The sequence below is a fragment of the Streptomyces sp. NPDC001415 genome (assembly GCF_053597395.1).
Genome location: NZ_JBSFIE010000003.1, coordinates 23,257 through 40,916 on the forward strand (window position 1 = coordinate 23,257; position 17,660 = coordinate 40,916).

General features: G+C 71.1%; 16 protein-coding genes and 1 riboswitch. Of the genes, 7 read left to right on the forward strand and 9 right to left on the reverse strand.

What is annotated here, in order from left to right:
- Positions 1 to 2: 2 nt before the first annotated feature.
- The 4 genes from macS (at position 3) to ACWC2B_RS04355 (ending at position 4,213) form a co-directional block, all read left to right on the forward strand.
- Positions 3 to 1,217: a MacS family sensor histidine kinase gene (gene macS / locus ACWC2B_RS04340; RefSeq protein ID WP_450714916.1), complete on the forward strand. Its 1,215-nt coding sequence runs from the start codon at positions 3 to 5 to the stop codon at positions 1,215 to 1,217.
- Positions 1,214 to 1,915, forward strand: coding sequence for a response regulator (locus tag ACWC2B_RS04345; RefSeq protein ID WP_450714917.1), 702 nt, complete (start codon positions 1,214 to 1,216; stop codon positions 1,913 to 1,915). The genes macS and ACWC2B_RS04345 overlap by 4 nt, the downstream gene beginning before the upstream one ends.
- Positions 1,916 to 2,059: 144 nt before the next feature.
- Complete coding sequence (locus tag ACWC2B_RS04350) at positions 2,060 to 3,088, forward strand: 6-phosphofructokinase (protein WP_450714918.1); 1,029 nt, start codon at positions 2,060 to 2,062, stop codon at positions 3,086 to 3,088.
- 126 nt (positions 3,089 to 3,214) lie between these two features.
- Positions 3,215 to 4,213 (forward strand): 2-hydroxyacid dehydrogenase, encoded by a 999-nt coding sequence (locus ACWC2B_RS04355; RefSeq protein WP_450714919.1) that lies wholly within the window; start codon positions 3,215 to 3,217, stop codon positions 4,211 to 4,213.
- Between the two features lie 7 nt (positions 4,214 to 4,220).
- Here the strand turns inward: ACWC2B_RS04355 and ACWC2B_RS04360 are convergent, their stop codons facing one another.
- From ACWC2B_RS04360 to ACWC2B_RS04370, 3 genes are all read right to left on the reverse strand, one after another.
- Positions 4,221 to 6,071 (reverse strand): anthranilate synthase family protein, encoded by a 1,851-nt coding sequence (locus tag ACWC2B_RS04360; protein WP_450714920.1) that lies wholly within the window; start codon positions 6,069 to 6,071, stop codon positions 4,221 to 4,223.
- A 102-nt stretch (positions 6,072 to 6,173) separates the two neighbouring features.
- Positions 6,174 to 6,230, reverse strand: a complete 57-nt coding sequence (locus ACWC2B_RS04365) for a trp operon leader peptide (RefSeq protein ID WP_078516689.1) — start codon at positions 6,228 to 6,230, stop codon at positions 6,174 to 6,176.
- A 64-nt stretch (positions 6,231 to 6,294) separates the two neighbouring features.
- The gene (locus ACWC2B_RS04370) at positions 6,295 to 9,069 is read right to left on the reverse strand and encodes an N-acetylmuramoyl-L-alanine amidase (RefSeq protein ID WP_450714921.1); all 2,775 of its coding nucleotides are present in this window, start codon (positions 9,067 to 9,069) and stop codon (positions 6,295 to 6,297) included.
- A 186-nt stretch (positions 9,070 to 9,255) separates the two neighbouring features.
- Between ACWC2B_RS04370 and ACWC2B_RS04375 the strand changes: the two genes are divergently transcribed.
- The gene (locus ACWC2B_RS04375; protein WP_450714922.1) at positions 9,256 to 10,596 is read left to right on the forward strand and encodes a class II 3-deoxy-7-phosphoheptulonate synthase; all 1,341 of its coding nucleotides are present in this window, start codon (positions 9,256 to 9,258) and stop codon (positions 10,594 to 10,596) included.
- 178 nt (positions 10,597 to 10,774) lie between these two features.
- Positions 10,775 to 11,032 carry a (2Fe-2S)-binding protein gene (locus ACWC2B_RS04380; protein WP_450714923.1) on the forward strand — a complete coding sequence of 86 codons (258 nt, stop codon included), beginning with the start codon at positions 10,775 to 10,777 and terminating at the stop codon, positions 11,030 to 11,032.
- Here the strand turns inward: ACWC2B_RS04380 and bfr are convergent.
- Positions 11,029 to 11,508 (reverse strand): bacterioferritin, encoded by a 480-nt coding sequence (bfr, locus tag ACWC2B_RS04385; protein ID WP_053727747.1) that lies wholly within the window; start codon positions 11,506 to 11,508, stop codon positions 11,029 to 11,031. The two genes, ACWC2B_RS04380 and bfr, sit on opposite strands and share 4 nt — an antisense overlap.
- Before the next feature lie 153 nt (positions 11,509 to 11,661).
- Between bfr and ACWC2B_RS04390 the strand changes: the two genes are divergently transcribed.
- Entirely contained in the window at positions 11,662 to 12,294 is a 633-nt protein-coding gene (locus ACWC2B_RS04390; RefSeq protein ID WP_450714924.1) for a sulfite oxidase-like oxidoreductase, read from the forward strand.
- A gap of 9 nt (positions 12,295 to 12,303) precedes the next feature.
- On the opposite strand, the gene ACWC2B_RS04395 is transcribed toward ACWC2B_RS04390, so the two are convergent.
- From ACWC2B_RS04395 to thiO, 5 genes are all read right to left on the reverse strand, one after another.
- The gene (locus ACWC2B_RS04395; RefSeq protein ID WP_450714925.1) at positions 12,304 to 13,155 is read right to left on the reverse strand and encodes a deoxyribonuclease IV; all 852 of its coding nucleotides are present in this window, start codon (positions 13,153 to 13,155) and stop codon (positions 12,304 to 12,306) included.
- Positions 13,156 to 13,166: 11 nt separating this feature from the next.
- Complete coding sequence (gene pknB, locus ACWC2B_RS04400) at positions 13,167 to 15,140, reverse strand: Stk1 family PASTA domain-containing Ser/Thr kinase (protein ID WP_450714926.1); 1,974 nt, start codon at positions 15,138 to 15,140, stop codon at positions 13,167 to 13,169.
- Between the two features lie 88 nt (positions 15,141 to 15,228).
- A complete protein-coding gene (locus tag ACWC2B_RS04405; RefSeq protein ID WP_450714927.1) occupies positions 15,229 to 16,059 on the reverse strand; it encodes a thiazole synthase in 831 nt (276 codons plus the stop codon).
- A 3-nt stretch (positions 16,060 to 16,062) separates the two neighbouring features.
- A complete protein-coding gene (gene thiS, locus ACWC2B_RS04410; protein WP_053727752.1) occupies positions 16,063 to 16,263 on the reverse strand; it encodes a sulfur carrier protein ThiS in 201 nt (66 codons plus the stop codon).
- Positions 16,260 to 17,441 carry a glycine oxidase ThiO gene (gene thiO / locus ACWC2B_RS04415; RefSeq protein ID WP_450714928.1) on the reverse strand — a complete coding sequence of 394 codons (1,182 nt, stop codon included), beginning with the start codon at positions 17,439 to 17,441 and terminating at the stop codon, positions 16,260 to 16,262. The genes thiS and thiO overlap by 4 nt, the downstream gene beginning before the upstream one ends.
- Positions 17,439 to 17,550: riboswitch (TPP riboswitch) on the reverse strand. It overlaps the preceding gene by 3 nt.
- Between the last annotated feature and the right edge of the window lie 110 nt (positions 17,551 to 17,660).

Below are 17,660 nucleotides of genomic sequence, written 5' to 3' on the forward strand. Positions count from 1 at the left end.
ACATGGCGAAACGCGAACGAGTCGTACGGATGTCGGTGGAACTGCCCCTGTGGCGGGCCCTGACCGGCTACCGGGTACTCACGACGCTGTACGCGGTGGCGATCTTCGCCAACGGCTACCACAAATTCGAACGGCCTTGGGTGGGCATCGGGTACCTGTCGGTGCTCACCGTGTGGAACTTCGCGACCCTGCCGAGGGTGGCCAACGCGGCCGCCTGCACCAAGCGCTTCCTCGCCGTCGACCTCACCGTGGTGCTCACCGGCATCCTGCTCACGCCCGTCGCCGACGTGGACGCCCAGCATGTCGACGGGCCGACGCTGCCCACGATCGCGGCGGCCGGGGCGGTGCTCGCTTTCGCGATCAAGGGCGGCTGGCGCTGGGCGGGGTTCGCCTCCTCGCTGGTGGCCGTCGCCAACATCGTGGAGCGGGCCCATCCCACCCGGGACACCTTTCACAACGTGATCCTGGTGTGGATCGCCTCCATCGCGATCGGCTACATCGTCGAGGTGGCCCGGGCCAGTGAGGCAACGCTCGCCCGCGCCCTGGAGATCGAGGCGGCCACCCGCGAGCGCGAGCGCCTCGCCCGCGACATCCACGACAGCGTGCTCCAGGTGCTCGCCATGGTGCAGCGCCGCGGCAGCGCCCTGGGCGGCGAGGCCGCCGAGCTCGGCCGGCTGGCCGGCGAGCAGGAAGTCGCCCTGCGCACCCTGGTCTCCAGCGGCCTCGTGCCGCCCACCCGGGCCTCCGAGGACTTCGCGAACGGCGCCGTCGTACGGGCGGTCGAGGTCGACGACGAGCCCGGCGACCCGGGTGAGATCGACCTGCGCGCGCTGCTCGCCCGGCACGCCGGATCGAAGGTCTCCTTCGCGGAACCGGGTGCTCCGGTGCTGCTCGAACCCCCCGCCGCCAGGGAGCTCGCGGCCGCTGTCAGTGCCGCACTGGACAATGTCCGTATGCACGCGGGGGAATCCGCCCAGGCCTGGATCCTGGTCGAGGACTGGGGGGACGAAGTGATCGTGACGGTACGTGACGACGGGCCCGGAATCCCGGCGGGCCGGCTGGAGACGGCCGAGGGGGAGGGACGCATGGGCGTCGCCCTCTCGATCCGGGGCCGGCTGCGCGACCTGGGGGGCACGGCGGAGCTGATCTCCGTGCCGGGCCAGGGTACGGAAGTTGAACTGAAGGTCCCACGGGGGAAGGCAGGACGGCACGGATGACGCAGCAGCAGACGGAGCAGCAGACGGCGCGGGCGGATGCGACGGTGAAGGTGATGGTGGTCGACGACCACCCGATGTGGCGCGACGCGGTCGCCCGCGACCTGGCCGCCGCCGGCTTCGACGTGGTCGCCACGGCCGGCGACGGGCCGCAGGCGGTCCGCAGGGCCCAGGCCGCGGCGCCCGACGTCCTGGTCCTGGACCTCAACCTGCCGGGCATGCCCGGCGCCCAGGTCTGCAAGGAACTCGTCGCCGCCAACCCGGCGTTGAGGGTCCTGGTCCTGTCCGCGTCGGGCGAGCACGCGGACGTACTGGAAGCCGTGAAGTCCGGCGCGCTCGGCTACCTCCTCAAGTCGGCCAGCACCGAGGAACTGACCGACGCGGTGCGCCGCACGGCCGTCGGCGACCCGGTGTTCACCCCGGGCCTGGCCGGCCTCGTCCTCGGCGAGTACCGCAGGCTCGCCAAGGACCCGGCGCCCGCCACCTCCGACGAGCCCAAGGCCCCGCAGCTCACCGAGCGCGAGACCGAGGTGCTGCGCCTGGTCGCCAAGGGCCTGAGCTACAAGCAGATAGCCGAGCGCCTGGTCATCTCGCACCGCACGGTGCAGAACCACGTCCAGAACACCCTGGGCAAGCTCCAGCTGCACAACAGGGTGGAGCTCGTGCGGTACGCGATAGAGCGCGGCCTCGACGACGCCTGAGCGGGCCATCCCCCGTGCGGGTGAACGACGGACCGTCAACTCCCTTACGGATCAAGCGAATTGACCCGTCACCCCATCCCGGGGTGACGTACGTCACCACTAGCGTGGACCGCGTACGTCACTCCCAGGTGAAGGGACCATTCCATGCGGGTCGGAGTACTGACCGGAGGCGGTGACTGCCCCGGACTCAACGCCGTCATCCGGGGCATCGTCCGCAAGGGTGTGCAGGAGTACGGATACGAGTTCACCGGGTTCAAGGACGGCTGGCGCGGCCCCCTGGAGGGCGACACCGTCAAGCTGGACATCCCGGCGGTGCGCGGCATCCTGCCGCGCGGCGGCACCATCCTCGGCTCCTCGCGCACCAACCCCCTCAAGGCGGACAACGGCGTCCGCCGCATCAAGGAGAACCTCGCCAAGTACGAGATCGACGCGGTGATCGCGATCGGCGGCGAGGACACCCTGGGTGTCGCGGCCCGCCTCAGCGACGAGTACGGCATCAACTGCGTCGGCGTGCCCAAGACGATCGACAACGACCTGTCCGCCACCGACTACACCTTCGGCTTCAACACCGCCGTCGGCATCGCGACCGAGGCCATCGACCGGCTGCACACCACGGCCGAATCCCACATGCGGGTCCTGGTCGTCGAGGTCATGGGCCGGCACGCGGGCTGGATCGCCCTGCACTCGGGGCTGGCCGGCGGTGCCAACGTCATCCTCATCCCCGAGCAGCGCTTCGACGTCGACCAGGTCTGTGAGTGGGTCACCTCCCGCTTCAAGGCCTCCTACGCCCCGATCGTCTGCATCGCCGAGGGCGCCATGCCGAAGGACGGCGAAATGGTGCTCAAAGACGGCACGCTCGACTCCTTCGGGCACGTGCGGCTCTCCGGCGTCGGCGAGTGGCTGGCCAAGGAGATCGAGAAGCGCACCGGCAAGGAGGCCAGGACCACCGTCCTCGGCCACGTCCAGCGCGGCGGCACCCCGAGCGCCTTCGACCGGTGGCTCGCGACCCGTTTCGGGCTGCACGCCATCGAGGCCGTGCGCGACGGCGACTTCGGCAAGATGGTCGCGCTGCGCGGCACCGACATCGTGCGGGTGCCGATCTCGGAGGCCACCTCGAAGCTGAAGACCGTGGACCCCGCGCTCTACGCCGAGGTGGGCGTCTTCTTCGGCTGACCCCGGTTGACCCCTCGGCCGACCCCGGCCGGGCGGGTCCGGGCTGTGGGCCGTATATTCGCGATATCCGGCCCATAGCCCTCATAACTGGCCTGAAGCTCATGGAGCGCCCATAAGGGGAACGTCGTGGAAATCCTGGCATTCGGCGTGCAGGCCGACGAGAAGCCGCTGATCGAGAAGGCTTTCGCGGGGCTCCATGGCATCCGCTGTCTGGACGTCTTCCTCACCGAGGACACCGTGCCGATCGCCGCCGGGCACGAAGTGATCTCCACCAGCGTCAACGCCAACCTCAACGCCCAGGTGCTGCAGAGCCTGGCCGTCGGCGGGACGCGGATGATCGCCCAGCGCTCCACGGGCTTCAACAACATCGACCTGGACGTGGCCGCCCGCCTGGGCCTCACCATCGCCCGGGTCTCCTACTACTCGCCGTACTCCGTCGCCGAATTCGCCTGGACCCTGGCGATGGCCGTGAACCGCCGCATCGTGCGGGCCTCCAACCGCACCCGCGACTTCGACTTCCGCCTGGACGGGCTGCTCGGCCGCGACATGCGGGGCCGCACCGTCGGGGTCCTCGGCACCGGCAAGATCGGCGAGGCGTTCACCCGGATCGCCCACGGCTTCGGCATGAACCTGCTCGGCTGGGACGCGGTGCAGAACCAGGCCTGCGTCGAGCTCGGCATGAAGTACGTCGACAAGGAAGAGCTTCTCGCGAACGCGGACCTGATCAGCCTGCACGTGCCGCTGCTGCCCTCGACCCAGCACATCATCGGGCGCAGGGAACTCGCGGCGATGAAGGACGACGCGATCCTGGTCAACTCCAGCCGTGGCGGGCTCATCGACACGGACGCGCTGGTGGGCGAGCTGCGCAAGGGGCGCTTCGCCGGCGTCGGCCTCGATGTGTACGAGGCCGAGGCGGGGCTCTTCTTCCTCGACAAGTCGCTTGAGGCGGTCCAGGACGACATCCTGGCCCGCCTCATGACCTTCCCGAACGTGGTGGTCACCTCGCACCAGGCGTACTACACCCAGGACGCGGTGGGCCAGATCATCGCGGCGACGGTGGACAACGTGGCGGCCTACGTGGCAGGCCGCCACACCGAGAACGTCCTGGTCCCGTCGGCGCCGTAGCCCCGGCTCAGCGCACCGCCGCCACCCCCGCGAGCAGGTCCCGGACCACCTCCGGGCCGCGCAGGGTCAGCACCGACTCCGGGTGGAACTGGATGCCCGCGTACCCGGGGCCGCGCAGCGCGTGGACCTCGTGGGTCACCGGGTCGCGCGAGATCTCCACGCCCGGCAGCTCCCCCTCGCAGCGCGCCGCGAAGCTGTTGTAGAAGCCCACCGTCTCCTCGCGGCCGAACAGGTCGATCCGCACCTGCGCGCCCTGGTGGGGCTCCCGCTTGCGTACGATCTCCAGGCCGAGTTCGGCCGCGATCAGCTCGTGGCCCAGGCACACGCCGAGCAGCCCGTGCCGGTGCGAGCGCACGAGCTCCGCAGCCAGCGGGCGCAGGAGCGCCATCTTCGGGTCGTCCGCGTCCGAGGGGTCGCCCGGACCCGGGCCGAGGATCACCGGACCCTGGTGCCCCAGCACCCGCGCGTGCAGCTCGGGGACGTCGTAGCGCAGCACCGAGACCGCGAGGCCCGCCGAGCGCAGTACGTGCGCGAGCATCGCCGTGAACGTGTCCTCCCCGTCCACCACCAGCGCCGATCCGCTCGGCTCGGCCGGCCGGTCCTGCATCCGCAGCCAGAACGGCGCGAGGTCGGCCCGCCGGGCGTCGAGGGCGGCCCGCACCCGGGGATCGTCGGCGAGCCGGGGCCGTACGGCTTCGGCGGCCGGCCGGCCGGGGCGCACCCCGAGCGCCGCCAGGACCCCGGCCGCCTTCGCGTGCGTCTCGGCGACCTCGCTCGCCGGGTCCGAGTGGCGTACGAGCGTGGCGCCGACCGGGACCCTGAGCCGGCCGTCGGGGGAGATGTCCGCGGTGCGGATCAGGATGGGCGAGTCGAGGGTCTGGGAGCCGCCCGCGTCCCGGCCGAGCAGGGCGAGCGCGCCCGCGTAGTAGCCGCGCCCGCCGTCCTCGTACCGCTCGATGACCCGGCAGGCGTTCTGCACCGGCGAGCCGGTGACCGTCGCCGCGAACATCGTCTCCTTCAGGACCTCGCGGACGTCGAGCGAGGACCGGCCCCTCAACTCGTACTCGGTGTGCGCGAGATGGGCCATCTCCTTCAGGCGGGGGCCGATCACGACGCCGCCCATGTCGCCGACCGTGCACATCATCTTGAGCTCCTCGTCGACGACCATCGACAGCTCGTCGGTCTCCTTGCGGTCGGCGAGGAAGGTCAGCAGGTCCTCGGGCGTGGGGCCGCCCGCCGGATAGCGGTAGGTCCCGCTGATCGGGTTCATGACGACCGTGCCACCGGACATCCGCACATGCACCTCGGGGCTGGCGCCGACCAGCGTCCGGTCGCCCGTGTGCACCACATACGTCCAGTACGCGCCCTGCTCGCCGACGAGAAGACGGCGGAACAGGGCAAGGGCGTCGGCCCGCCCGAAGCCGGGGATCTCACCGGTGAAGGTGCGCCGGATGACGAAGTTGGCGCCCTCGCCGCGGCCGATCTCGTCGTCGATCACCCGCCGCACGATCCCCGCGTACTCCTCGTCGCCGACGTCGAAGCCGCCGCCCTCGACCCGCACCTCGTGCGCGGGCAGCCCGGCGAGGACGTCCGCGAGGGGGAGTTCGTGACTCTCGTCCGCGACAAGCACCGACAGCGGCGTCCCGTCGTCGCGGACGTCGAAGCCGCGTTCCCTGATCTGCCGGAACGGCACCAGGGCGAGGGCCGGCCGGTCGCCGACGGGCAGGTCGGCGAGGTGCTCGGCCTCGTGGACCTCGCCGATCAACAGCTCGACGACGTCGTGGTCGCGGCCCGGGGTGCGCCTGCGCAGCAGCGCGAACGGCGGGCAGTTCTCGTCCAACAGCCTCTGGATGAGCATGAGTTGAGTGGTTCCTTCCGGTGGTGAGCGGGAGGAACAGCCCGGGAAACACTGAAGGCCGCCCCTCGGGGCGGCCTTCGCGAGTCTGTGTAAGCGCAGAAATCAGCGGGCCGCCGGATGAGCGGTCCACCACCAGTTCTGGGTCGAGTGCGCGAACATGCCGGGCACTCTACCCGATGGCACCGCCGAGTAGCGGCGCCATCGGGATCTCCCGATCGGAAGGTCAGAGCAGGGTGTTGTAGATGTTCCAGCCGGTGCCGATCTGGCGGCGGTCGCCGAACGGCTGCACCGAGCCGCCGTTGCCCGGGTAGAACCACAGCTTGCCGTCGGCGTCGCGGCCGGTCAGGTCCGGCTTGCCGTCCCCGTCCAGGTCGCCCGAGCTGACGATCGCGTTGTAGATGTTCCAGCCGGTGCCGATCTGGTGGCGGTCGCCGAACGGCTGCACCGCACTGCCCGTGCCCGGGTAGAACCACAGCTTCCCGGACGGCTCGCGGGCCACGAAGTCGCCCTTGCCGTCGCGGTCGAGGTCGCCGGTGCTCAGGATCTGGTCGTAGATCTGCCAGCTGGTGCCGATCTGCGTGCGGTTGCCGAAGGCGGGGCCGCCCGTGCCCGGGTAGAGCCAGAGCTTGCCGTCGCCGTCCCGGGCGATCAGGTCGGCCCGGCCGTCACCGGTGAGGTCGCCCGCGCCCACCAGGGAGGTGAAGACGCCCCAGCCCGCGCCGAGCCGGACCCGGTCGCCGAACGGGGCCGCCGGGTTGCCGCTGCCCTTGTAGTACCAGGCCACCCCGGATGTGTCGCGGGCGATCAGGTCGCCCTGGCCGTCGGCACGGAAGTCCGACAGGTCCGTCATGGCGTTGTAGATGCCCCAGCCGGTGCCGATCTTGAACCGGGTCAGGAAGGGCTGTGCGATGTCGCCCGAGCCCTGGTACTGCCAGAACCCGCCGTTCGCGTCCCGCGCCAGCAGGTTGTAGCGGTTGTCGGCGCGCACCGGGCCCGCCGGGGTGACCTGCTCGACATCGGCCGTCCTCACCCAGGCGATCCGGTGGTTGTACCGGATCGGGTAGAAGGTCTGGGTGCCCTTGACCAGGGTGCCAAGGGTGGTGCCGCCGAGGTAGTAGTCACCGGCGACCGGGGGACCCGCCGCGACGTAGGCCTGGTCGGCCGGGATGCTGTACTTCGTCAGCGAGGCGGAGTTGTTGTTCTGCACCGGCACCCCGGTGCCCGTGTACGCCGCGTCCTCGGGGTAGGCGCGCCCGTAGACCTGGACCGCGGCGGTGCCCTTGGCCTTCAGGACGACCGGGGTCGAGGGGGCCACGACGGAGGTGTACTGGCCGCCCGGGTTGTAGAACCAGGCCTTCTGGCCGCCGTACCAGATCGCCGTCCAGTCGCCCTGCCAGTCCGCGACGACGTACTGGCCGCCCGCGACGACCTTGTTGGCCCAGTTCGGGCCCTCGGTCGCGACCTGCGTACCCAGGTACGGGTCGGCCAGCGGGGCGCCGCCGGTCGACGGGGTCGCGTACAGGTAGCCGAAGTCGACCGGCTGGTCGAAGGTGGTGCGGATCTTGGTGTCGGGGTCGTAGTACGTCGACGTCTGGGCGCTGAACGGCGGGACGACCTTGACGACCTGGCCGGCCGTGAGCGGCTGGCCCGCACCGCCGACGCCGGTCGGGGCGCCGAGCAGGGACATGTAGTGGTTCCAGTCCCAGAACGGACCCGGGTCCCAGTGCTGCGTGGTGACGTAGTTGTCCAGCGGACCGGGCACCTCGTCGTGGCCGATGATGTGCTCGCGGTCCAGCGGAATGCCGAACCTGCCGGCCAGGTACTTCACCAGCGTCGCGGACGAGTCGTAGAGCGGCTCGCCGTACCAGCTGCCCGTCTTCATGGCGAAGCCCACGTGCTCGATGCCGAGCGCGTGCATGTTCACCGTCTTGTTGCCCGCGTGGTACGACTCGTCCTTCGTCGCCACCATCTGCGTGACGAGGCTGCCGTCGTCCTTGACGATGTAGTGCGCGCTGGCGCTGCTCTTCGGGTCCCTGAAGTGGTCGACGGCGGCCTGGTAGGGGGACTCCGTGTCGTGGATCACGATCTGCCGGATGTCGAAGCCGTTGTCCGGCCGCGTCGCCACGTTGTAGTTGTTCACGTCGGCCGCGATGAAGTCGCAGTTGAGGCCCGACGGGCACTCGGGCGTCGTCGCGTCCGCGGCGACCGCGCTCGTTCCGGCCGCCGGCGGCATCCGCGGCGGACCGACGGGCTTCACCGCCGGGTCCGCGGGCAGCGCCAGGCGCTGGCCGTCCGTGGTGAGCCGGCTCTCGCCGGAGCGCATCGACGCGAAGACGCGGTCGGCGAAGGCGGCGGCGCCCTTGAGGTCGGAGGCCTGGCTGTAGCGAGCCACCGCCGCGTACCAGCCGCCCGGGTCGGCCGGCAGCGAGCCGGTGGCCGCGCGCTGGTACCGGGCGAGCAGCGCCGCGCCCGCCCGGATGCTCTGGGCGGTGTCGGTACGGACCGCGTCCACCGGCTCGCCGATGAGCTTCGCGGCCTCGTCGAGCGTGTGCAGCGCCGGGTCGTCGGTGTCGACGGCGGCCTCGGACGTCGGCGCGTTCTTGGCGTCGAACTTCTTCATGACCGCCGGGTCGCCGCTCATGTTGAGGTGGGCGAGCAGCTCCCGGGCGCTGGGCCGCTCCACGTCACCGGGCATGACCCGGGTCAGGCCCATGACGTTGTACGCGCCCGACGTGCTGGGCTTCCCGTCGTGGTCCTCCCAGCGCGTCTGGCGGTAGGAGACCGCCATCAGGACGCTCTGCGGAACCTTGAACTCCTTGGCCGCTTCGGCGAATTGGGCCTGCAGGGCCGAGCCCGGCCGCCCCTCGCCGTCCTGCGCCGCCCCCACGACGCGCGGCGCCGCCACCGCCGCGGGCCCGAACGCGGTGACGGCCACGGCCCCGGCCACCGAGTACGCGAGGAACTTCTTCGCTACGTGTCTCTGCTGCCTTCTGCTCACGCTTCGGCTCACACCCACCCCTGGTCACTTTGCCCTGTATTCAGTAAGTGGCGTGACATTAACAGGGGGTGACTGGATGAGGGAGGGGCAGGAGCGGCTTCGAGGCGGCCCGCTTCCGGCCGGATCCGCGTGGCCGGTGTCTCATTTGGTGGTCGCTGGGGTGGACGGCTGGGTGGACCCCGTAATGTGGGTCCGGTGACCGTGAACGTAAACACCTGGCGTGACCTTCCCGCGGCGCAGCAGCCCGAGTACCCCGATGCCGAGGCTCTGCGCGATGTGATCGCGGACCTCCAGTCGTATCCGCCGCTCGTCTTCGCGGGCGAGTGCGACCAGCTGCGTGCCCGTCTGGGAGCCGTCGCCCAGGGCGAGGCGTTCCTGCTCCAGGGTGGCGACTGCGCCGAGGCCTTCGACGGCGTCTCGGCCGATCACATCCGGGCCAAGCTCAAGACCCTCCTCCAGATGAGCGCCGTCCTCACCTACGCGGCCTCCGTGCCCGTGGTGAAGGTCGGCCGCATCGCCGGCCAGTACTCCAAGCCCCGCTCCAAGGGCACCGAGACCCGCGACGGCGTGACCCTGCCGACCTACCGCGGCGACTCCGTGAACGGCTTCGCCTTCACGGAGAAGGACCGCGTCCCGGACCCCGAGCGCCTGAAGCGGATGTACAACGCGTCCGCCTCCACGCTCAACCTGGTCCGCGCCTTCACCACCGGCGGCTACGCCGACCTGCGCCAGGTGCACGCCTGGAACCAGGACTTCGTGAAGTCGTCCCCCTCCGGCCAGCGCTACGAGCAGCTCGCCCGCGAGATCGACAACGCGCTGAACTTCATGAAGGCCTGCGGCACCGACCCCGCCGAGTTCAAGGCCGTCGAGTTCTACGCCTCGCACGAGGCGCTGCTGCTCGACTACGAGTCGGCGCTGACCCGCACCGACTCGCGCACCGGCCACCTGTACGACACCTCCGGCCACATGGTCTGGATCGGTGAGCGCACCCGGCAGCTGGACGGCGCGCACATCGAGTTCGCCTCCCGGATCCGCAACCCGATCGGCATCAAGCTCGGCCCGACGACCTCCGTCGACGAGGCGCTCACCTACGTGGACCGCCTCGACCCGGACCGCGAGCCGGGCCGGCTGACCTTCGTCGTCCGCATGGGCGCCGACAAGGTCCGCGACAAGCTGCCCGACCTGGTCGAGAAGGTCACCGCGTCCGGTGCGGTCGTCGCCTGGGTCACCGACCCGATGCACGGCAACACCTTCGAGGCTGCCTCCGGCCACAAGACGCGCCGCTTCGACGACGTCCTGGACGAGGTCAAGGGCTTCTTCGAGGTCCACAAGGCGCTCGGCACGCACCCGGGCGGCATCCACGTCGAGCTCACCGGTGACGACGTCACCGAGTGCGTGGGCGGCGGCGACGAGATCTTCGTCGACGACCTGCACCAGCGCTACGAGACGGCCTGCGACCCGCGCCTGAACCGCAGCCAGTCCCTGGACCTGGCGTTCCTGGTCGCCGAGATGTACCGCGACCAGTAGTTCTTCCCGTAAGCGGAGCAGTGGGGCGCGGATCCGTGTGATCCGCGCCCCACTGGCGTATCCGGGGCTTTTGCGCAACCGGGGCGCCGGGTAAGGTTAGGTTAGCCTCACCGAGGAATCGGGAATCGATCGATCGGGACGGGCCATACCCATCGACCCCGCTCGATCGCTCCGGGAGGTGAACCGCGTGTACGTATGCAACTGCTTCGGTGTCACCGAGGAGCAGGTCAAGAAGCACGCGGACGGCGGTGCCTGCACCCCCCGCCAGATAGCTTCCGCCTGCAAGGCGGGCACCGACTGCGGTTCGTGCGTACGCCGCATCCAGGCGCTGCTCGGACGTGGCTCCTGCCCCCGACGGGAGCTGGTGGAGCAGGGAAAGCCCGCGCTCACAGCCGTCGCCCCGGAGCTCGCCCCAGTCCTGGACGAGGCCGCCTAGCTCTCCGGCTGCTCGATGAGCTGCGCGATGTAGAGCGCCTCGCCGAGCTTGTCGACCAGCTCCAGCTGGGTGTCGAGATAGTCGATGTGGTGCTCCTCGTCGGCCAGGATCGACTCGAAGATGTTCGCGGACGTGATGTCGCCCTTCGCCCGCATGACCTCGATGCCGCGCTTGAGACGGTCGATCGCCTCGACCTCGATCTGCCGGTCCGCCTGGAACATCTCGGTGACCGTCTGCCCGATGCGCACATGGAAGAGGCGCTGGAAGTTCGGCAGGCCGTCCAGGAAGAGGATCCGGTCGGTCAGCACCTCCGCGTGCTTCATCTCGTCGATCGACTCGTGACGCGTGTACTTGGCCAGCTTCGTCCAGCCGAAGTTGGCCTGCATCGCGCTGTGCAGCCAGTACTGGTTGATCGCCGTCAGCTCGGCACTCAGCTGCTCATTCAGGAATTCGATGACCTCGGGGTCGCCCTGCATCGCAGAGGCTCCTTCCAAGCGGTAACTGGGCAGGTTTCGCGCATCCTTGCACCGTGATCAGAGGGCGTCCAGTAAGTGCATGCTTAGTAGGAGTTGCCCGAATCGGGACGTCCCTGGTCATCACCACCCCTCGGGGTCTGTCACCATGGAGTCATGGGTCAGCCGGAGAGCCGGGAGCGGCAGGAAGCAGCGCAGACGGAGCTTCCGCCGGGGCAGCGGCTCCAGCGCGGCTGGCCGGTCACCCACTACGGCCCGGTGCCCAAGTTCAAGCCGGAGCGCTGGGAGTTCCGGGTCTTCGGGGCCACCGCCGACGGCGACAAGCACTGCTGGAACCACGAGGAGTTCTCGGCGCTGCCGTTCGAGACCGTGGTCGCCGACCTGCACTGCGTCACCAAGTTCTCGATGGTCGGGGCCGAATGGGGCGGGGTCAGCACCCGCACGATCGCCGAACTCGCGCCGCCCGCACCCGATGTCACCCATGTGATGGTCTGGGCCGAGTACGGCTTCAGCTCCAACCTGCGCCTGGCCGACTTCCTCAGCGACCGTACGCTCTTCGCCACCCACAACGGCGGCGAGCTGCTCACCGCCGAACACGGCTTCCCGCTGCGCCTGGTCGTCCCGCACCTCTACGCCTGGAAGGGCCCCAAGTGGGTCCGCGGCATCGAGTACATGACGGCGGACCGCCGGGGCTTCTGGGAGGAGCGGGGCTACCACAACATCGGCGACCCCTGGCGCGAGCAGCGCTACTCCTACCAGGAGGAGCCCGGGGACGGCCCCGAGCTCTGAGGCTGAGCGTTACGGCCGCAGGGATTTCAGCAGGGCCACGTCCGCCGCGTGCCCCTCCTTGCCGCCCGGGGTCTCGATGATCAGCGGTACGCCCTCGGTCGCCGGGTGCCCGAGCAGCTCGCGGAACGGCTCCTCGCCGATGTGTCCGGAGCCGATGTTCTCGTGGCGGTCCTTGTGCGCGCCGGCCACGTCCTTGGAGTCATTGGCGTGGATCAGCTTGAGCCGGCCCTCGCCGACGGTGTCCACCAGGAGGTCCAGGGTCTGCTTCATCCCGCCGGGCCCGGCCAGGTCGTGCCCCGCCGCGTAGATGTGGCAGGTGTCCAGGCAGACGCCCAGCCTGGGGTGGGAGTCCAGGGCCTCGAAGTACGGGCCGAAGTCCCAGGTGAGCGAGCACAATGAGGACCCCTGCCCGGCGGTCGACTCCAGGAGCAGGAACGGGTCGTCGTCGTGGGTCAGTTCGTCGAGCAGCGGCAGCAGATGCGTACGGACCTGCGCGAGAGCCTCCGCGCGCGGGCGCCCACCGGTCGCCGAGCCGGTGTGCACGACCACGCCGAGCGCGCCGATCTCACGGCCCCGGCGCAGCGAGTGCCGCAGCGACTCCACCGACTTCTCCACCGTCGCCTCGGTGTGCGAGCCGAAGTTGATCAGGTACGGGGCGTGGACGTACGCCGGGATCGAGGCCTCGGCGCACTCGGCCCGGAACAGCTCGTCCTGGGCCGGGTTCCCGGTGGGGGTGGCCCAGCCGCGCGGGTTGGCGGCGAAGACCTGCACGGTCTCGGCGCCGATGTCGCGCGCGTAGGAGAGCCCGATCGTGGCGAGGCCGCCGGCCACGGGGACGTGGCCGCCGATGGGGTTGCGCATGGGGTGACTACCTACAGTCCCTTGGTGGTGATGGTGATGGTGGAGCCCTCGGGCGCCTGGGACCCGGCCGCGACGGACTGGCCCGACACCTCGTCGCTGAGGAACGGGAACCCGCGGTCGACCTTCACCTTGAAGCCGGCCTTCTCCAGGTCCTTCTGGGCGTCGGCGGCCTTCTCGCCGGTCACCTTCGGGACGGGGACCATCCGGGGCCCCTTGGACACGGTCAGCGTAACGCTGTCGCCCTTGGCGAGCTGTGCGTGCTCGGCGGCAGACTGGGCGGCGACCTTGCCCGCGTCCTGCGGCGAGTTGACCTGGTCGGGCGCGACGGTGACCTTGAGCCCGGCGCCCTGGAGGGCCGCGGTGGCATCGGCCACCGAGTCGCCGACCACGCCCGGTACGTCCACGGGGGCGCCCTTGCTGACGACCATCGAGACGGCCGCGTCCGTGTGGCGCTTGACGCCCGCGGGCGGGTCGGTACGGATCACCGAGCCCTGCGGGACGCTCTCGTTGAACTCGCTGGAGGTGTCCCCGGGCGCGAAGCCCGCCTTCCGCAGCTCGCTCTTCGCCTGGTCGAGCGGCATCCCGTCCAGCGTCGGCACCTGAGCCGTCTCGGGGCCGCGCGAGACGACCAGCGTCACCGAGCCGTTGCCGCGGATGCGGGCGCCGGTGGCCGGATCGGTCGAGATGACCTGGCCCCGCTCCACGGTGTCGCTGAACTGCCGGTCGATCTTCTTGACGCCGAGCCCGGCGCCCGAAAGCTTCTTCTTGGCCGCGTCCTCGCCCTGCCCGATGAGCGCGGGAACCCGGGTGAACTGGCCGGAGTTGATGTACCAGACGCCCGCGCCGACGCCGAGGACCAGCAGCAGCGCGGCCACGAGGGCGATCAGACCGCGCCGGTTGTTCAGGCGCCCGCGCCGCCTGTGGGGGGCGGGCTCCGGCTCGTCCTCGATGCGCTGCGGCATGATCAGCCGGCTGGTGCGGTTGACGGGATCCTCGCGGACGGACTCCGCGGGCAGCGGCCGGGCGGCCGGGGTGACCGGTGTTGTCACGGCCCGCGGGATCACGCTCGTACGGTCGTCGGCGCCGGCGGTCTCCCCGGCCGAGGAGCGCGCGCCCGGCGGGACCGCGTCCAACTGCTCGTCGCCGAGGGCCGCGCGGGCCGTGCGGGCCTGCGCGAGCAGGGCGACCGCGTCGTGCGGGCGGACGTCGGGGTTGCGGGCGGTCGCCGAGGCGACCAGCTCGTCCAGCTCCAGGGCGAGACCGGGCACGGTCGCGGACGGCGCGGGCACCCCCTCGTGGATGTGGGCGTACAGGATCTGGGCGGGGGTGTCCCCGCTGTGCGGCTTGGCGCCGGTGAGCATCTCGTACAGGACGACACCGGACGCGTACACGTCGGCGCGGGTGTCGGCCGTGCCCTGCTCGATCTGCTCGGGGGCGAGGTACGAGACGGTGCCGAGGACGGAGCCGGTGGTGCTGGTGACCGAGTCGACGGCCCTGACCAGGCCGAAGTCGGCGACCTTGACCCGGCCGTCGTCCCCGATCAGGACGTTCTCGGGCTTCATGTCCCGGTGGACGAACCCGGCCCGGTGGGCGGCGCCGAGGGCCGCGAGCACCGGCTCCAGGATGTCGAGGGCCGCCCGCGGCTGGAGCGCGCCGCGCTCGCGCAGCACGTCGCGCAGGGTGCAGCCCGCGATGTACTCCATCGCGAGATAGACGTACTGGCCCTGCGCGCCCTGGTCGAAGACGCCGACCACATTGGGGTGCGCGAGCCGGGCCACCGACTTGGCCTCGCGGATGAAGCGCTCCACGAAGGAGGCGTCCGCGGCGAGGCTCGGATGCATCACCTTGAGGGCGAGGACCCGGTCGAGGCGGGTGTCGACGGCCCGGTAGACCGTGGCCATACCGCCGACGGCGATACGCGCGTCGACGCGGTAGCGGCCGTCGAGCACCTGCCCGACGAGGGGGTCATGAAGGGTCGTATCCACGGGGGAGAGTTTACGAGCGCCTCGCGACCCCCTTGACGCCGCGTACGTACAAGAGCCCGGACTGAAGCCGAGCTGTGACGCGGACGGTCTAATCCGTTGTGAAGGGCGTTCCGGCGGGCAGGCCCTGGAACGCGGGCCGCTCCGGGTCCAGCGCGGCCCGCCCCGCCATCGTCGAGGACGCCTCGGCGAAGTGGCGGCGGGGGATGCGGCCCGCGCGGTGGGCGAGGCGGCCCGCCTCCACCGCGTGCCGCATCGCCTCCGCCATCAGGACCGGCTCCTGGGCCCTGGTCACCGCCGAGGCCAGCATCACCGCCGCACAGCCCAGCTCCATCGCCAGCGCGACGTCGGAGGCGGTGCCCGCGCCCGCGTCGAGGATCACCGGTACGGTCGCCCGGTCCACGATCAGCTCGAAGTTGTGCGGGTTGCGGATACCGAGCCCGGAGCCGATGGGGGAGCCGAGCGGCATGATCGCCGCGCATCCGACGTCCTCCAGCTTGTGCGCGAGGACCGGGTCGTCGTTGGTGTACGGCAGCACCGTGAACCCGTCGTCGACCAGCACCTCGGCGGCGTCGAGCAGTTCGATCGGGTCGGGCAGCAGGGTGCGCTCGTCGGCGACGACCTCCAGCTTCACCCAGTGCGTGCCGAGCGCCTCGCGGGCCAGGCGCGCGGTCAGTACGGCCTCGCCCGCGGTGAAGCAGCCCGCGGTGTTGGGCAGCACCCGGATGCCGAGCCGGTCGAGGACGGACAGGACCGAGCCCTGCACGGTCGGGTCGAGGCGGCGCATCGCGACCGTGGTGAGCTCGGTGCCGGAGACGGCGAGCGCCCGCTCCAGCGTGTCGAGGCTGGGCGCCCCGCCGGTGCCCATGATCAGGCGGGAGTCGAAGGTGGTGTCGGCGATGGTCAGCAGGTCGTCGGCCATGGTTCAGCCCCCCTGTACGGCGGTGAGGACCTCGACGCGGTCGCCGTCGCCGAGCGTGGTCGTGGGCCAGGCGCTGCGCGGCACGACCGCCTCGTTGACGGCGGCGGCGACCCCGGAGCGGCTCGGGGTGAGGGTGGCGACGAGGGCGTCGAGGGTGGTCCCGGAGGCGAGCGCGCGGGGCTCGCCGTTGACGGAGATGGTCATGCGGTCGTCAGCTCCTGCGGTGCGGAGGTGAAGCGTCGGGGGGTGAACGGGCGTGCCTCGTCGGGCAGTTCACCGGTGGTCAGGACGTGCGCCATGACATCGCCGGTGACCGCGGTGAGCAGCACGCCGTTGCGGTAGTGCCCGGTCGCGAGCAGCAGCCCGGGCAGCGCGGTCGGCCCGAGCAGGGGCGCGTTGTCGGGGGAGGCGGGGCGAAGGCCCGCCCGGGTCTCGGTGAGCGGAAGCTCGGTGATCCCCGGCACCAACTCGTGTGCGTCGCGCAGCAGTTGGTAGACGCCGCCCGCGGTGACCGTGGTGTCCCAGCCGAGTTCCTCGCTGGTGGCGCCGACGACGAGCTCGCCGTTCTCACGCGGTACGAGATAGACCTCGCTGCCCCGCACCACCGCCCGCACGGTCCTGGACAGGAAGGGCGCGTAGGCGGGCGGCACGGTCAGTCGCAGCACCTGGCCCTTGACGGGGCGTACGGGAGGCAGGAGCTCTTCCGGTACCCCCGCGAGGCGGCCGCTGAGGCTGCCCGCGGCGAGCACGACCTGGTCGGCGGCCAGCTCGGTGCCGTCCGCCAGGACGACTCCCGCGGCCCGCTCCCGTACGACCGAGAGCCGCTCGGCCCAGCCGTGCGCGAACCGTACCCCGGCCTGTGAGCACGCGCCGACCAGCGCCTTCGCCAGCCTTCTCGGGTCGATCTGGTGGTCGCCGTCGACCCGCAGCCCGCCGCGCACGCCGGGCGCCAGCATGGGTTCCAGACGGCGGCAGTCGCGCCCGGACAGCCACTCGGACTCCAGGCCGCAGCGGACCTGGAGCGCGTGCAGGTCGCGCAGGTGGGCGCGGTCGTCGGAGTCGAGCGCCACGGCGAGGGTGCCGCAGGCGCGGTAGCCGGTGCCGAGGCCGGTGACCTCCGTCAGCTCGGCCGCGAAGGCCGGGTAGCGGCGGGCGGATTCGACGTTGAGGGCGAGCAGGGTCTGCTCGCCGTAGTGGAGTTCGGTGACGGCGGCGAGCATTCCGGCCGCGACCTGGGCGGCCCCGCCGCCCGGCTCGGGGTCGGCGAGCACGACACCGAGGCCGCGCTGGGCGGCCCGCCAGGCGGTGACGAGCCCGATGATGCCGCCCCCGACCACGAGGACGTCGGACCCGTTCCCGGACCCGATTCGTGAAGAACGCATGGGCGTCCAGCCCCTCCCTTCGCCGGCATGACCCGGATCAGGTTCGTACGGTCGGAGGCCGCCAGCCTCCCTCTCAGCCCGGTGCGTCCGGGCTCCCGCGAGTGCTTTACGCCAGCCACCATAGCCCGAGCCCCTGGCCCCGAGTAAGGGAGCGTCCGGGCGACCGGGGGGTGCCCGCGTCGACCGGGCCCCTTACCTGACGAATAGTCAGCTGCTTAT

Coding starts and splice junctions, on each gene's coding strand:
- macS (WP_450714916.1), top strand. CDS start 3: ATGGCGAAACGCGAACGAGTCGTACGGATGTCGGTGGAACTGCCCCTG.
- ACWC2B_RS04345 (WP_450714917.1), top strand. CDS start 1,214: ATGACGCAGCAGCAGACGGAGCAGCAGACGGCGCGGGCGGATGCGACG.
- ACWC2B_RS04350 (WP_450714918.1), top strand. CDS start 2,060: ATGCGGGTCGGAGTACTGACCGGAGGCGGTGACTGCCCCGGACTCAAC.
- ACWC2B_RS04360 (WP_450714920.1), bottom strand. CDS start 6,071: ATGCTCATCCAGAGGCTGTTGGACGAGAACTGCCCGCCGTTCGCGCTG.
- bfr (WP_053727747.1), bottom strand. CDS start 11,508: ATGCAGGGCGACCCCGAGGTCATCGAATTCCTGAATGAGCAGCTGAGT.
- ACWC2B_RS04390 (WP_450714924.1), top strand. CDS start 11,662: ATGGGTCAGCCGGAGAGCCGGGAGCGGCAGGAAGCAGCGCAGACGGAG.
- ACWC2B_RS04395 (WP_450714925.1), bottom strand. CDS start 13,155: ATGCGCAACCCCATCGGCGGCCACGTCCCCGTGGCCGGCGGCCTCGCC.
- ACWC2B_RS04405 (WP_450714927.1), bottom strand. CDS start 16,059: ATGGCCGACGACCTGCTGACCATCGCCGACACCACCTTCGACTCCCGC.
- thiS (WP_053727752.1), bottom strand. CDS start 16,263: ATGACCATCTCCGTCAACGGCGAGCCCCGCGCGCTCGCCTCCGGGACC.
- thiO (WP_450714928.1), bottom strand. CDS start 17,441: ATGCGTTCTTCACGAATCGGGTCCGGGAACGGGTCCGACGTCCTCGTG.